9 protein-coding genes are annotated in these 13,251 nt (G+C 72.8%); 4 read left to right on the top strand and 5 right to left on the bottom strand.

All coding sequences use genetic code 11. From position 1 onward, the window contains the following. Positions 1 to 201 precede the first annotated feature (201 nt). Positions 202 to 1,287, top strand: a complete 1,086-nt coding sequence (locus WQ56_RS17590; RefSeq protein WP_052772815.1) for a helix-turn-helix transcriptional regulator — start codon at positions 202 to 204, stop codon at positions 1,285 to 1,287. A 64-nt stretch (positions 1,288 to 1,351) separates the two neighbouring features. Here WQ56_RS17590 and WQ56_RS03575 read toward each other — a convergent pair whose 3' ends face one another. Genes WQ56_RS03575 through WQ56_RS03555 form a run of 5 tightly spaced genes read right to left on the bottom strand, consistent with a single transcriptional unit; the run spans position 1,352 to position 10,634 of the window. After that, on the bottom strand, positions 1,352 to 2,515 hold the full coding sequence (locus WQ56_RS03575; RefSeq protein ID WP_047135717.1) for a serine hydrolase domain-containing protein: 1,164 nt from the start codon (positions 2,513 to 2,515) through the stop codon (positions 1,352 to 1,354). Positions 2,516 to 2,550: 35 nt separating this feature from the next. After that, entirely contained in the window at positions 2,551 to 4,695 is a 2,145-nt protein-coding gene (locus tag WQ56_RS03570; protein WP_082132169.1) for a prolyl oligopeptidase family serine peptidase, read from the bottom strand. Between the two features lie 38 nt (positions 4,696 to 4,733). After that, positions 4,734 to 5,939, bottom strand: a complete 1,206-nt coding sequence (locus WQ56_RS03565; RefSeq protein ID WP_047135716.1) for a dipeptidase — start codon at positions 5,937 to 5,939, stop codon at positions 4,734 to 4,736. Then, complete coding sequence (locus WQ56_RS03560; protein ID WP_052772813.1) at positions 5,936 to 7,894, bottom strand: prolyl oligopeptidase family serine peptidase; 1,959 nt, start codon at positions 7,892 to 7,894, stop codon at positions 5,936 to 5,938. The genes WQ56_RS03565 and WQ56_RS03560 overlap by 4 nt, the downstream gene beginning before the upstream one ends. Positions 7,895 to 7,940: 46 nt before the next feature. Continuing rightward, positions 7,941 to 10,634, bottom strand: coding sequence for a TonB-dependent receptor (locus WQ56_RS03555; RefSeq protein ID WP_052772812.1), 2,694 nt, complete (start codon positions 10,632 to 10,634; stop codon positions 7,941 to 7,943). Between the two features lie 228 nt (positions 10,635 to 10,862). On the opposite strand from WQ56_RS03555, the gene WQ56_RS03550 reads away from it, so the two are divergent. The 3 genes from WQ56_RS03550 (at position 10,863) to WQ56_RS03545 (ending at position 13,213) form a co-directional block, all read left to right on the top strand. Then, complete coding sequence (locus WQ56_RS03550; protein WP_082132168.1) at positions 10,863 to 12,020, top strand: P1 family peptidase; 1,158 nt, start codon at positions 10,863 to 10,865, stop codon at positions 12,018 to 12,020. Between the two features lie 582 nt (positions 12,021 to 12,602). Next, complete coding sequence (locus WQ56_RS19000) at positions 12,603 to 12,746, top strand: hypothetical protein (RefSeq protein WP_197076424.1); 144 nt, start codon at positions 12,603 to 12,605, stop codon at positions 12,744 to 12,746. After that, positions 12,743 to 13,213, top strand: a complete 471-nt coding sequence (locus tag WQ56_RS03545) for a YaiI/YqxD family protein (protein WP_047135715.1) — start codon at positions 12,743 to 12,745, stop codon at positions 13,211 to 13,213. Before WQ56_RS19000 ends, WQ56_RS03545 begins: the two co-directional genes overlap by 4 nt. The last annotated feature ends 38 nt before the right edge of the window (positions 13,214 to 13,251 follow it).

The following is a 13,251-nucleotide window of genomic DNA, read 5'->3' as shown; positions in this document are numbered from 1 at the left end:
CGTCCGGTTCTGCGAGAACGACGATTGCAGCACGCGTACCGTGCGCCGGGTATCGGGAGAAACCCGGATTCTGCGCCTGCACGCCGATTCACACGCTTGTCACATCGCCGTGACCGGTGCTAGAACGGGATTGCGCAGCCGGTGCTGCGTCAACCTGCCGCAGGACGCGACCGTCTCCTCGTTTCCTCATCCGGCACGCCCATGCTGATCCTCGATCCGGTCCGCCCGTCCTCGCCCGCCGCCGTCGCCAGCGGGGCGCTGATGCGCGCGCTCGACATGGGCGCGCTGTGGCAGGCCTGCGCGGCGCTGGTGACCAAGGTGCTGCCTTGCCACTCGTGCAGCCTGATGTTCGACATCGACGGCTACGAGCCGCAGCAGGGCCGCCACTTCATCGCCGGGACGCAGGACCACGCGCCGCCGGTGACGAGCCTGGCGGTCTCGGCGCCGTACCTGGCGGCGAACCCGCAGGTGCGCTGGTACACGTTCTCGCAGATCGCCTCGCAGGACGAACTGGCCGCCGCGCGCCTGCGCGCGCAGAATCCCGCGCCGGGCTGGCGCGAGTTCATCCACCTGGCCTTCTGGAACGGCGACCGGCTGGACGCGGTGCTGAGCATCCGCATCCGTGCCGAACACACCCGCCTGTCGGATGCGGAACTCGCGTTCCTCGGCGACCTGCACCCGGTGCTCGACGCCGGCCTGCAGCGCGTCCGCGCACTGGAATCCGAGCGCGTGCGCCACCGCGCGTTCGAGGCGCTGCTGCACCGGCTGCCGCTGGCGACCGCGGTCGTCGACGAACGGCTGACGCCGCTGTACCTGTCGAGCGAGGCAAGGCGCATCTGCCAGCGCTGGAGCGATGCGGCGCCCGGGCGGCGACTGCCCGAGGCCGTCGAGCACGGCCTGCGACAGGCGATGCGCACGCCCGGCGCCTGGCCGGACGACGCGCTGGGCGAGAGCCGCATGGTGGCGCTGGCGCATCCGCGCCGCGGCCTGCGGATGCGCGTCGAGGTCAGCGCGCCGCTGGCGCTGTCGTCGTTCCGCGCGCACCACATCCTGACCTTCGCGCCGGACGCCGCGGCCGAGGCGCCGGCCGCGCATGCGCTGCCGTTGCTGCAGCGGCTGTCGCCGAGCGAGCGCCGGGTCGCGGCGCTGATCGCCGACGGGTTGCGCAACGCCGACATCGCCGCACGCCTGAGCCGTTCGCCCAAGACCATCGAGAGCCAGATCAGCGCGATCTACCGCAAGCTCGACGTCGAGAACCGCGCGCAGCTGGTGCGCCTGCTGACCTGACGCACCGGTGCTTCCGCGACCGGCGCGCAGGCCGTTGCATCGCGCCGTCCTCGCGCGCTACGGCTCACTTCGCCGCCGGCAGCACCTCGCCCGCGAGCGCTTCGGCCGCCGCGCGCAGGTCGGCGTCGCCGCCGCGCGCGTTGACGTGCAGCGCGACCACGACGTCGGCCTCGGGCCAGTTCGCCAGGTACGAGTAGGTGCCCTTCACGCTGCCGCTGTGCGCGTAGTACGTGCGTCCGGCCGCGTCCTGCTGCTGGCGCCAGATCAGCCCCTGCACCGGCACCGCGTCGCGCGAGGGCGCCTTGCCCGGGGGCGGCGGCAGCAGCGTCACCGCGGCGTCGAGCTGCGGGCGGTACATCTCGGCGATCGCCTCGGCGCCGAGCAGCCGGCCGGCATTGAGCGCGTGTCCCATGCGCACCATGTCCACGTCGCTGGCCAGGATGCCGCCGCCGACGTACTTGTAGCTGACGTTCTCCTGCACCGTGTTCTCGAGCACGCCGCGCGCGGCGTCCCATTCGTAGCCGCGGCCGCGGCGCGGCACGATCCGCGCCGGCACGTCGAACTGGGTATCGGCCATCGCCGACGGCGCCCAGATGCGCTCGCGCATGTAGGTCTCCATGTCCTGGCCGCTGGCCTGCTCGATCGCGGCCTGCAGCAGGTTGGTGGCGAACGTGGAGTAGTTCCAGTGCTTGCCCGGATCGGACAGCAGTGGCTCGTCCATCCAGCGCCGCGAGCCGGCCTCGATACTGTCGAACTGCTGGAAGCGCAGCACGTCGCCCTCGCCGAACTCGCCGGGCCGGTAATGGCGGATGCCCGAGGTGTGGGTCAGGATCTGGCGCACGGTGATCGGCGCCTGCTTGCGCGGGAACCACGGCGCGTAGGTCTGGATCTCGGCGTCGAGGTCGATCCTGCCCGCCTCCACCAGTTGCATCACCGCGATCACTGCGACGACCTTCGACACCGAGCCGATGTTGTGCACGCTGTCGCCGGTGGCCGGTACCGCGTTCTCTGCGTCGGCCGCGCCGATGCCGCCCGAATAGACCAGTTCGCCGTTCGCCATGATCGCGGCGGTCGCGCCGGGCGCGTGCGCCGCCTCGCGCAGCGCTTCGAGCTGCGCCTGCAGGCGGGTCGTGTCGAGCGCCCAGGCGGGTGCGGCGGCCAGCAACAGGCCCAGCAGCAGGCTGGCGGTGCACAGGCGGGCGTGGGAGACGGCGGGGAATCGACGCATCGGAACGGATCCTGGGACGGGAAGAAAGGTGGCGGTCAGTCCTGCGGGCGCGGCGCCTGCAGGTGCCGCTGCAGGAAGCCGGCGATCGCGGCGTTGACCCGCAGCTCGTTGGCGTAGCGCATCATGTGGTGGGTGTCGTCGACGACGACCAGCGTTTCGTGCGGCGCGCCGAGCGCGCGCAGGCGGTGGACCATGTCGACGGTCTGGCCGAAGTGCACGTTGCGGTCGTCGTCGCCGTGGATCAGCAGCCCCGGCGAACGCCAGCCCTGCACGGCGGAGATCGGCGAGGCGCGCCAGGCGATCTGTCGCGCGCGCTCGGCCGCGTCCGCATCCGCGTGGTGCCGGCGGTCGAAGATCGCCGCGTACTCGTCCGCGGTCCAGTCGTGCACGCCGTGCACGTCGACGCCGGCGGCGAACAGGTCCGAATCGTGCGCCAGCGCCATCGCGGTCAGGTAGCCGCCGTAGGAGCCGCCGTAGATGCCGATGCGCTGCGGGTCGACGCCGTCGAGCCCCTGCAGGAAGCGGCCCGCCGCGCGGATGTCGCGGTACTCGGCGCCACCGGCCACGCCCGCGTCGGCGGGAAAGTGGAAGTCGTGACCGTAGAACGGCCCGAGCCGGTAGTTGACCGCCAGTACCACGAAGCCCTGGCTGGCCAGGTACTGGTTGAGCGCGTAGGTATTGGCGTAGTACGTGCCGTAGTGCCAGGTCAGCAGCATCTGCCGCTGCGGCCCGCCGTGCGCGAACACGACTGCCGGACGCCGGGCCGTGCCCGCGTGCGGTTCGAACAGCTGCCCGCGTACCCGCGTGCCGTCCTGCGCGTCGAATTCGACGCGTCGCGGCACGACCAGCCGATCGACCGGGTAGCCGGGCGTCGGCGCGGCCAGCAGCCGGATGCCGCCGTCGGGCGCGCGCTGGGCGGGCAACGGCGGACGCTGCGCGGTCGCCGACAAGAACAGCAATGCGCCGGAAGGCGTCGATGCAGGCGACCACTCCGAGCCGGCACCGGCGGTCAGCGCCTGCGGCGCCCCGCCGTCGACGGCCACGCGGAACAGGTGGCGGCGGTCGATGTCGTCCGGGTCGTCGCCGGCATTGGCGCTGTAGACGATGCTGCGGCGATCGTCCGAGAGCACCGCCTGTTCGACCTGGAACGCGCCGGGCGTCAGCAGCGCGGGCGTGTCGCTGCCCGGCGCCAGCGCGTAGAGATGCATCCAGCCGTCCTGGTAGGACAGGAACACGATGCGGCCGTCGGCCGCCCAGTCGAACAGCGCCGGCAGGCCGCCGGGCAGCGAATCGCGCAGGCTCTCGCCGCTCGACCAGCGGCGCTGCGCCTCGCCGGTGCCCGCATCGGCGACCCAGATCGACCACGGCCGCGGCACGAAGCTGCGCGGCGCGCCGTCGGCGGTCTGCCGGCGCGCGAACAGCAGCTGGCGGCCGTCGGGCGACCAGCGCGGCAGCGCGTCCTGGGCGACGTCCGGCGCGATCCACAGGATCGGCGTCGCGGCATCGCGGAACACGCCCACGAGCGTATGCGTGTCGCGATCGACGGTGAACGCCAGGCGGTCGCCCTGCGGCGACCACGTCAGCGCGCCGACGCGGCCGCGGGTCTCGAACAGCGTCTCCGGCACGCCGGGGCCGTCGGTCGGGGCCGCCAGCACCTGGCCGTCGTGCACGAACGCGACGCGGCGCCCATCGGGCGACACTGCCGCGCCGTCGCCGTCGCCGATCCGGCGCGGCGCGCCGCCCGAGAACGGTGCGGCCCAGACCTCGACCCCGGACGTGGTCGGCAGCGACCCGGCATTGACCGCATCGCTGCGCCCCCAGTTGCTGCCGTGCTCGCCGCCGCGCACGTAGACCACGGTGCGGCCGTCGTCGGAGAGCTGCAGCGCGCTGAGCTCCTGGCCGTCGTCATCGCCGTAGGCGGTCAGCCGCCGCGGCGCGAACGCCGGGCCCTCGGCGACCCACACGTTGCGCCGGCCGCGATGCGACGACAGCCAGGCGACGCGCTCGGCGTCGCGCGCGGCGACCAGCGCGGTCGGAAAGTCGTAGTCGCGCAGTTGCTCGAGCGTCGGCGTTTCCGCCTGCGCCGATGCCCCGCCCGCGCACAGCAGCGCGAGCACGAGCCATGCCGCGGCGAACAGCGCCGCCGGACGTTCGCTCCATGGTCCCCACCGATGACGCATCGCCTGTCCCCTTGCCTGGAATCGCCCGGCCGTGCGCATCACCGCCGCCCGTCCGCCGCCGCTTCGACCTCGGCCCACACGCGCAGCAGGTTGCCGCCCATGATCGCGCCGATGTCGGCCTCCGAGTACCCGCGCCGCTGCAGCCCGGCGATCACCGCAGGATACGTCGACACGTCCTCCAGCCCGACCGGCAGGTAGCCGCCGACGCCGTCGAAGTCCGAGCCGATGCCCACGTGCGCGGCGCCGAGCAGGCGCACGCCGTGGTCGATCTGGTCGAGCAGCGCATCGAGCGACGCGACCACGCGCGGATGTTCGCGCCGCCATTGCGCCTCGAACGCCGCGCGATCCTCGGGCGGTTCGCCTGCGGCGGCGCGCGCCGCGGCCCGCGCGTCGAACGCGTTGCGGGCGCGATACAGCGCCTGCAGGTCGGCCGCCGCGCGCGGATCGATGAAGCTGGTGCCGAACGGAATCTGGACCACGCCGCCCCGGTCCGCGATCGCGCGCGCGAGGTCGTCATCGAGATTGCGCGCGAACCCGGGCGTCAGCTGCCGGAACGCCGAGTGGCCGGCGATCACCGGCGCGCGGCTCAGCGCGACCGCCTGCCGCGTGGCCGCGTCCGACAGGTGCGAGACGTCGACCATCATGCCCAGCCGGTTCATCTCCGCGATCGCCGCGCGCCCGGCCGGGCTCAGGCCCTGCCAGCGCGGCGCCGCCTCGTACGACGAATCGGCGAAGGCGTTGTTGGCGCCGTGCGCCAGGATCAGGTACCGCACGCCGCGGTCGAAGAAGCCGGCGATCGCGGCCGGGTCGCCTTCCAGCGGCGCGGCGTTCTCCATGCCCATCGCCAGCAGCACGCGGCCCTGGCCGCGCTGCGCCGCCACCTGCCCCGGCGCGCGCAGCAGCGCGAAGCGGTCGGGATGGCGGGCAGCCAGCGCCTCGACCGCGTCGATCTGCGCGTGCGCGCTCTGCCAGGCCTCGCCGGCCGCGTCCTGCGCGGCCGAGGTGTAGATCGACATGAACGCCACGTCCAGCCCGCCGGCAACCGCACGCGGGTGGTCGAACTCGCGGTCGGGCGCCAGCGTGCCCAGGTCCGCCCAGCGCCGCTGCAGCCGCGAGGGCGCGTCGATGTGGGTGTCGACGATCGTCAGCCGCTGCGCGAGCGCGGCGGCTTCGTCGCCGCCGGCCGCCGCCGTCGGCCCGGCCAGCATGGCCGCGAGCAAAGCCGAGAGCGCGACCGTCCTCATCGCGCCGCGCCCTGCCCGTCCAGCAGCACCCGCTGCCAGAACTGCAGCCCGGTCCAGAAGTAGTAGTCGGCATTCTCCTTCTTGTGGAAGCCGTGGCCCTCGTTGCGCGCCAGCAGGTGCCAGGCGTCGCCGCCGTTGCCGCGCACGGCCGCGACGATCTGCTCGGCTTCCGACGCTGGCACGCGCGGATCGTTGCCGCCGGTCGCGACCAGCAACGGGATGCGCAACTCGTCGACCCGCGTCAGTGGCGAGATCGCCTTGAGCTTCGCCCGCTGGGCCGGATCGCGCTCGTCGCCGTACTCCACCCGACGCAGGTCGCGGCGGTAGGCCTGGGTGTTCTCCAGGAACGTGACGAAATCGGAGATCGCGACGAAGCAGTTGGCCCCGCGCAGGCGGCTGCCGTAGTGGATCGCGCTGGCGTAGCACATGTAGCCGCCGTAGGAGACGCCGGTCACCGCCGTGCGCGCGGGGTCGAGGGCCGGGTCGGCCTGCAGCGTGTCGAGGAACGCGCCGATGTCGCGCACCGAGTCCTCGCGCAGGTCCGCGCCGTTGTCGAGGTTGACGAAGCGCTTGCCGTAGCCCGACGAACCGCGCACGTTCGGGAAGAACAGCGCGATGCCCAGTTCGTTGACCAGGTAGTTCTTCGCGCCCAGGAACCCGGGGCGGCTCTGGCCTTCGGGGCCGCCGTGGATGTCGAGCAGCAGCGGGCGCTGGCCCGGGAAGCGCGCCGGATCGGGCCGGTAGAGAAAGCCGCTGACGCGCTCGCCGTCGAAGCTCGCGACCTCCACCAGCTCGGGCGCCACGTTGTCCGCCGGGTCCAGGCCGCCGGTCTCGCTGTGCGTCCAGCGGCGCACGGCCAGCGTCTTGGGGTCGATCGAGTACGCATCGCCCGCGGCCTGCGCCGAGGACATCGACAGGCCGATCTCGCCCCAGGGCGCGATCGCCAGCGTCGGCCCGACGCTGTAGGGCATCACGCCCGCCGGCAGGCCGTCGACGCTGCGCACCTGCCCGCTGGCGGTGTCGAGCACGCGCAGCCGCGACACGCCGGCCTCGTTGATCGCGTAGGCGACGGTGGTGCCGTCGTCGGACAGTGCGAACGCGGTCACGTCCCAGCGCGGCTCGCGGCTGACCGGCGCGAAGGCGCCGCTGCGCGGGTCGAGCCTGCCCAGGCGCAGGAAGTCCGACGCGACGTCGGACACCACCCAGATCGCACCGTCGGCGCCGTAGGTCGGATCGACGTAAGAGGCCGGCGCCTCGCCGCGCGTCACCGCGCGCATCCGGCCGCTGGCCAGGTCGAGCTCGTGCACGTGTGCCTCGTTGATCGAGACCCGGTTGAGCACCAGCGCGCGACGGCCGTCGGGCGAGAAGTCCGCAAAGCGCCAGCCGCCGCCCTCGACGGCCGCCACCAGGCGGTCGCTGGCGCGGTCGCGCGGATCGATCACGTACAGGTCGGCGTCGCTGCCGTTGCGGCGCGTGGAGGTATAGCCGATCCAGCGGCCGTCGCGGCTCCAGCTGCCGAAGCCGTTGCGGCTGCGGCCGTCGGTCAGCAGGTGCAGGCGCCCGCCGTCGAGCCGGTAGAGCTGGAAGAACTCGTCGCCGCCCGCATCCTTTTGCACCACCAGGGCATCGCCCGCGCCCGGCGAGGCCGAGGCGTAGGCGATCGGCTCGTGCTCGAAGCTCAGCTGGCGCCGATCGCCGCCCGGCGCGGCGACGCCGTGCACCTGGTGCGTGCTGCCGAACCGGGTGCGCACGAGCATGCCGCGGGTGGCCGGGTGCCAGCCCAGAAAGCCGGCGTCGCGCGACTGCAGGTAGGGGGCGGTCGCCGCGGCCAGCGCCTGCGGCACCTCGGGCACGCCGTCGGCGACGAGCGCCTCGGGCCGCGGCACCTGGGCGCCGAGCGGCAGCGCGGCGGCCAGCGCGAGGCCGGCAAACAGCGAAGGGAGTCTTGGTCGCATCGTCGGATCTCGGGTCTGGGCGGGCGGAGGTGGCGGCGGCGGGCGGTCAGAACCGCATCCGCGCGCCCAGCGTGACGTAGCGGCCGATCACGTCGTAGTACGGCGAGTACAGCGAGCCCACCGGCGGGTCCTTGTCCAGCAGGTTGGACGCGTTGGCGTAGAACTCCACGTCCGGCCCGTTGTCATAGCGCAGCCGGTACTTCAGGCCCAGATCCACGTACACGTAGCTGGGAATGGCGTTGTTGGTCAGCTCGAGCGTGGTGTTGTAGTTGCCGGCCGAGATGTAGCGTGCGCGCAGGTCGACGCCGAAGCCGTCGTTCTGGTAGCCGACCGACGCGACGCCGCGCCAGCGCGGCGTGCCCAGCCCGAACGAGTAGCCCTGCGAGGTCACGTACTCGATCCGGCTCACGCCGTCGTCGGTGGTCAGGCTGTCGACCCAGGTGCCGAGCAGGCGGAAGTTCAGCGCGCCGGGCAGCGCGGAGAAGCGCTTCATCGGCAGCAGATAGGCCGCCTCCACGTCGATGCCGTTGGTCTGGTAGCGCGACAGGTTCGCTTGGCTGGACACGATGCGGGTCAGGTTGCCCGCCGCGTCGCGTTCGACCCGCGCGCACATCTCGGCGTTGCCGTTGAAGCAGCGGGTCAGGATGTCCTGCGCGCTGACCGAGACGATGACGTTGGCGATGTCGATGTCGAAGTAGTCGACCGACAGGTCCAGGCCGGGCACGCCGGCCGGCGACCAGGTGACGCCGAAGGTCGTGGTGTCGGCCTCCTCGGGCACCAGGTCCGGGTTGCCGCCGCCGTTGGTCAGCGCGTAGACCGTCGTCCCGGTGAACGGATCGATGACGTTGTTGTAGCCCGTGGTGGTCTGGGTGTAGAGCTCGGAGAGGTTGGCCGAGCGGATGTCGCGCGAGCGCGTGAAGCGGCCGCGGAAGCCCTCGAAGAATTCGTTGGTCAGGCCGGCCTTCCACGACCAGATCGAGCCGGTGGTGTCGTAGTGGCTCAGGCGCGCGGCGCCGTTGAACTCCAGGTGCCGGAAGCCCGGCACGGCGTCGAGCAGCGGCACCACGGTCTCGACGAAGCCTTCCTTGACCGTGTACTCGCCCGACATCGCCGAGGGATTCCAGCGGCTGAAGGCCTGCTCGGCGCTGAGCGCGTCGACCTCCGTGCGCACCGATTCGCGGCGCGCGTCGATGCCCACGGCCACCGACACCGGACCGGCCGGCAGTTCGAAGGGCTCGCCGCGCAGGTCCGCACCGCCCACGTGCAGCACGGTGCGCGAGCGGCTGCGCGGGGTGCCGGTGACGTAGGCCTGGGCCGCGTCCGACGGCGCACCGAGGCCGAACAGGTCGATCGGCACGCAATCGGTGCCCGGGTCGGTCAGCGCGACCCGGCACACCGCGTTGCCGGTCGCCGGGTCGATGACCGAGTCGACCGCGCGTGCGTAGTTGTCGCGCAGGATGCGGTACTTCACGTTCTGGTTGTTCTCGTACTCGCCGTAGCTGTAGAACGCGTTCCAGCGCCAGGTCCGACCGAACTGGCCGTCGAGCGCCAGCGTCGCCTGGTCGGTCACGCGCTCGAAGTCCATGCGCGAGTTCGCGAAGTCGGCGGTGTTGAAGCGGCCCATCTTGAAACTGGTCTCGCCGGCGGCCAGCATCGCCTGGCGAACCTCGTCGGACAGGAAGGCGTTGTCGATGCCGATCGTCAGGTCGCCGCGGTTGTCGTCGCCGACGTAGGCGTACTCGTTGGCCACGCGCGAGCGCCGGTACTCGGCGGTGAGCTTCAGCCCGTCGGTGACCCAGTAGATCGCACGCGCGAGTCCGGCCCAGCGCGTCTGCGGCGTCATCAGCGGGCTCAGGTCGTCCGACGATGGGCCCTCGCCGCCGACCATCGAGTTGCCCACCACGCGCCCCTTGTCGAAGTCGCGCAGCGAGCCGTCGGGGTTGAACGCCTTGTCCTTGAGCACGCCGGACGTGATCACGCCGCCGTAGGCCGCGTTCGAGAAACCGACGTCGCCGACCGTGGTGTAGGTGCCGTCGCCGTTGGCGACCTGGGTCCAGCGCCCGATCCCCGGCCGACTGGTCTTGGGGATGATGCCGTCGTGGTCGGAGTACTCGGCGCCGACCACCACGTGCCCGCGGTCGCCGGCGAACGCGCTGCCGAACGCGAAGCCCAGCGCGCGCTGCTGCGCGTCGGAGAACGACGACTGGCCGCCGTGCAGGTCGAACTTCATGCCCTCCAGCGACTCGTCGATGCCGATGTTGACGACGCCGCCCACCGCACCCGAGCCCCACGCCGCCGAGGCGCCGCCGGTCACCACGTCGACGTCGCGGATCATGATCGTCGGCACGGTGTTGAGGTCGTTCTCGCTGACGAAGCGGCGGCCGTCGAGCAGCACCAGCGTGCGGCTCGTGCCCAGCCCGCGCAGGTCCACGGGCGCGGCGCCCGCGCTGGTGTTGGTGCCGGTGGTCTGCGCCGACGTCGTCGCGCGGAACTGCGGCAGGTCGTTGAGCGCGGCGGCGACGTTGGGCCGGGCGACCACGTCCAGTTCCTCGGGAGTGACCTGCACGGTCGGCGTCGGCGAGACGAAGCCCGGCCGGTCGATGCGCGAGGCGCTGACGGTGACGTTGGCCATCGTCTTGACCTGCTCGTCCTGGGTCTGTGCGAACGCGGGCAACGCGCAGGTCAACGCCAGGCCGATGGCCAGGGCCAGCGGCGTCTTCGGGGCGGGAGCAACTTTCACGGGCGGGCCTCGTCTTGCGTGGGGAGTGGAGGACGCGCGGACGACACGGCGCGCGCCTGGTGCCGAACGCGCCTGCGCCGTACCGCATGCGCGGTGGACAACGTGGGGTGGAATCCATCCTAGGCAGGCCCTGCGGGGGCATCATCGGGGTAAACCCCCAAACGCCGCCGCCCGCCGTGCCGCGATAATCCGCCCGTCCCCGCTACCCGCCGGCCCGCGCCGATCCCGATGAGACCGCCCCTGCTGCCCCTCGCCCTCGCCCTGCTCCTGTCCGCACCGGGCATGGCCGCGTCCGCCGCCGCGATGCCCGACGACGCCCGTCCGCGCGCCCGCGACGCCGGCATCGTCATCGGCCCGCTGCCCACCGGTGCGCGCAACGCGATCACCGACGTGCCGGGCGTGCGCGTCGGCCACACGACCGTGATCGAAGGCGATGCGGCGCGCACCGGCGTCACCGCGATCCTGCCGCACGCCGGCAACCCGTTCCGCGAGCGCGTGCCCGCGGCGATCGAGGTCGGCAACGGCTTCGGCAAGCTGGTCGGCGCCACCCAGGTCCGCGAGCTCGGCGAGCTGGAGACGCCGATCCTGCTGACCGGCACGCTAGGGGTCTGGCGCGCGGCCGACGCACTGGCCGAGTGGATGCTGCGCCAGCCCGGCATGGCCGATGTGCGCTCGCTCAATCCGGTGGTCGGCGAGACCAACGACGGCGTCCTCAACGACATCCGCGCCCGCCCGCTGCGACCCGAGCACGTGTTCGAGGCGCTGGCGCAGGCCGGCGACGAGGTCGCCGAGGGCACCGTCGGCGCCGGCACCGGCACGGTCGCGTTCGGCTGGAAGGGCGGGATCGGCACCAGTTCGCGCCGCCTGCCCGACGGCCACGTCGTCGGCGTGCTGGTGCAGAGCAACTACGGTGGGCGACTGACGATCGCCGGCGTGCCGATGGCCGGACGCCTGCCCGACCCGCGTGCGGTCGCGGCCCGCGCCGCCGCGCCCTCCGATACCGGCGACGGCAGCATCATGATCGTCGTCGCCACCGATGCGCCGCTGGACGCGCGCCAGCTCGGCCGCCTCGCGCGCCGCGCGCTGCTCGGGCTCGCGCGCACCGGCTCGGCGATGTCGCACGGCTCCGGCGACTACGTGATCGCGTTCTCCAACGCCCCCGCGCTGCGCCATGCGCCCGGCGCGGCGGCCGCCGCGTCGGTGTTGCCCGACGACGTCTTGACGCCGTACTTCGAGGCCGCCGCCGACGCGACCGAAGAGGCCATCCTCAACTCGCTGTTCCGCGCCACCGCGCTCGACGGCCACCGCGGCCACGTGCCCGCGCTGCCGCTGGCGCCCGTGCTCGACGCGCTGCGGCAGGCGGGCGCGCTGTCGGCGCCGCCCTGACTCGACCGGGGCGGAGCGCTTTTGTTGCGCGCATCGCGGCCGATCAACCGTGCCGGCTGCCTGACGCCCCCCGTAGGAGCGCGCTTGCGCGCGATGGGGCATTACCGGGAAAGCCAGTCGCACACGATGGCGAATCCCGCGAAAAGGCCATCGCGCGCAAGCGCGCTCCTACGGAACAGCGGAGCGTGATGCGCGGAAGGCCGGTTTTTGGTTCGTCGCCGAAGTCAGAGGGATTGTGCTTCTGCTCGCTCGATCGGGGGCCCCTCTTCGGAGCGCGCGTCGCGCCGGCCGGGGACTGCCCCCCGGCTCGGTCAGCCCGCTCCGCGAAGCGGAGCGGGCGCTCGCCCGAGTCAAGGCAGGGTGAGCATGGATGGCGTGCGCGGCCCTGCCGCGCATCCATGCGAACGCCACGCGTGCTTCGCGTGGCCGGACCGCGAAGCGGCGTTGACCGAGGGGAGAGCGGCTTCCGGCTGCCAGGCTGCTGCCCACCCGGAGTGGAACTCCCGTCGTCGCACTTGGGATTGGAGAGAACCGTTTCCCCTCGGGCGGTACACTGGGGCCTCGTCCAACCACGAAGGCCCCATGGCAAAGCCCAACTATTCGTTCGAAAAACGCCAGCGCGAACTCGCCAAGAAGAAGAAGAAAGACGAGAAGGACGCCAAGAAGCGCGCCGAGCGCGACGCCGCCCGTCCCGACACGCCGACGACACCCGACGCGGCCGAGTGAGCGCGCCGGGCCCGGCGCCTGCGCGGATCTGGGTCGACGCCGATGCGTGCCCCGGCCCGATCAAGGAGATCCTGTTCCGCGCCGCCGAGCGCGCGCGGGTGCCGGTCGTGCTGGTCGCCAACCAGTGGCTGCGCACACCGGCCTCGCCGCACGTGCGGGCGATCCAGGTCCAGGGTGGCCCGGACGCGGCCGACGACGCGATCGTCGCGCATGTCGCGGCCGGCGACTTGGTCGTGACCCAGGACATCCCGCTGGCCGCCCGCGTGCTCGAGCGCGGCGCGCAGGCGATCGACCCGCGCGGCCAGCCCTACTCGCCCGACAGCATCGCCGAGCGACTGTCGATCCGCGACTTCATGGACGACCTGCGCGGTGCCGGCGTGCAGACCGGCGGCCCGGCCGCCTTCCACGCACGCGACCGCCAGGCGTTCGCCGGGCAGCTCGACCGCTGGCTGGCCCGGCGGCGCTGAGCGACCCGCCCCGCGTTGCGGGCAGCGCCGGGCGCGCC

Origin of the sequence: Luteimonas sp. FCS-9 (genome assembly GCF_001014645.1) — a bacterium.
Classification (GTDB): Bacteria; Pseudomonadota; Gammaproteobacteria; order Xanthomonadales; family Xanthomonadaceae; genus Luteimonas.
The sequence above is the reverse complement of the archived record's forward strand: the minus strand, read 5'-3'. Positions and strand labels throughout refer to the sequence as shown.

Bases quoted from the DNA above. Each gene is read 5' to 3' on its own strand.
- WQ56_RS03560 (WP_052772813.1), bottom strand. From the start codon at position 7,894: ATGCGACCAAGACTCCCTTCGCTGTTTGCCGGCCTCGCGCTGGCCGCC.
- WQ56_RS03570 (WP_082132169.1), bottom strand. From the start codon at position 4,695: ATGCGTCATCGGTGGGGACCATGGAGCGAACGTCCGGCGGCGCTGTTC.
- WQ56_RS03550 (WP_082132168.1), top strand. From the start codon at position 10,863: ATGAGACCGCCCCTGCTGCCCCTCGCCCTCGCCCTGCTCCTGTCCGCA.
- WQ56_RS19000 (WP_197076424.1), top strand. From the start codon at position 12,603: ATGGCAAAGCCCAACTATTCGTTCGAAAAACGCCAGCGCGAACTCGCC.
- WQ56_RS03575 (WP_047135717.1), bottom strand. From the start codon at position 2,515: ATGCGTCGATTCCCCGCCGTCTCCCACGCCCGCCTGTGCACCGCCAGC.
- WQ56_RS17590 (WP_052772815.1), top strand. From the start codon at position 202: ATGCTGATCCTCGATCCGGTCCGCCCGTCCTCGCCCGCCGCCGTCGCC.
- WQ56_RS03565 (WP_047135716.1), bottom strand. From the start codon at position 5,939: ATGAGGACGGTCGCGCTCTCGGCTTTGCTCGCGGCCATGCTGGCCGGG.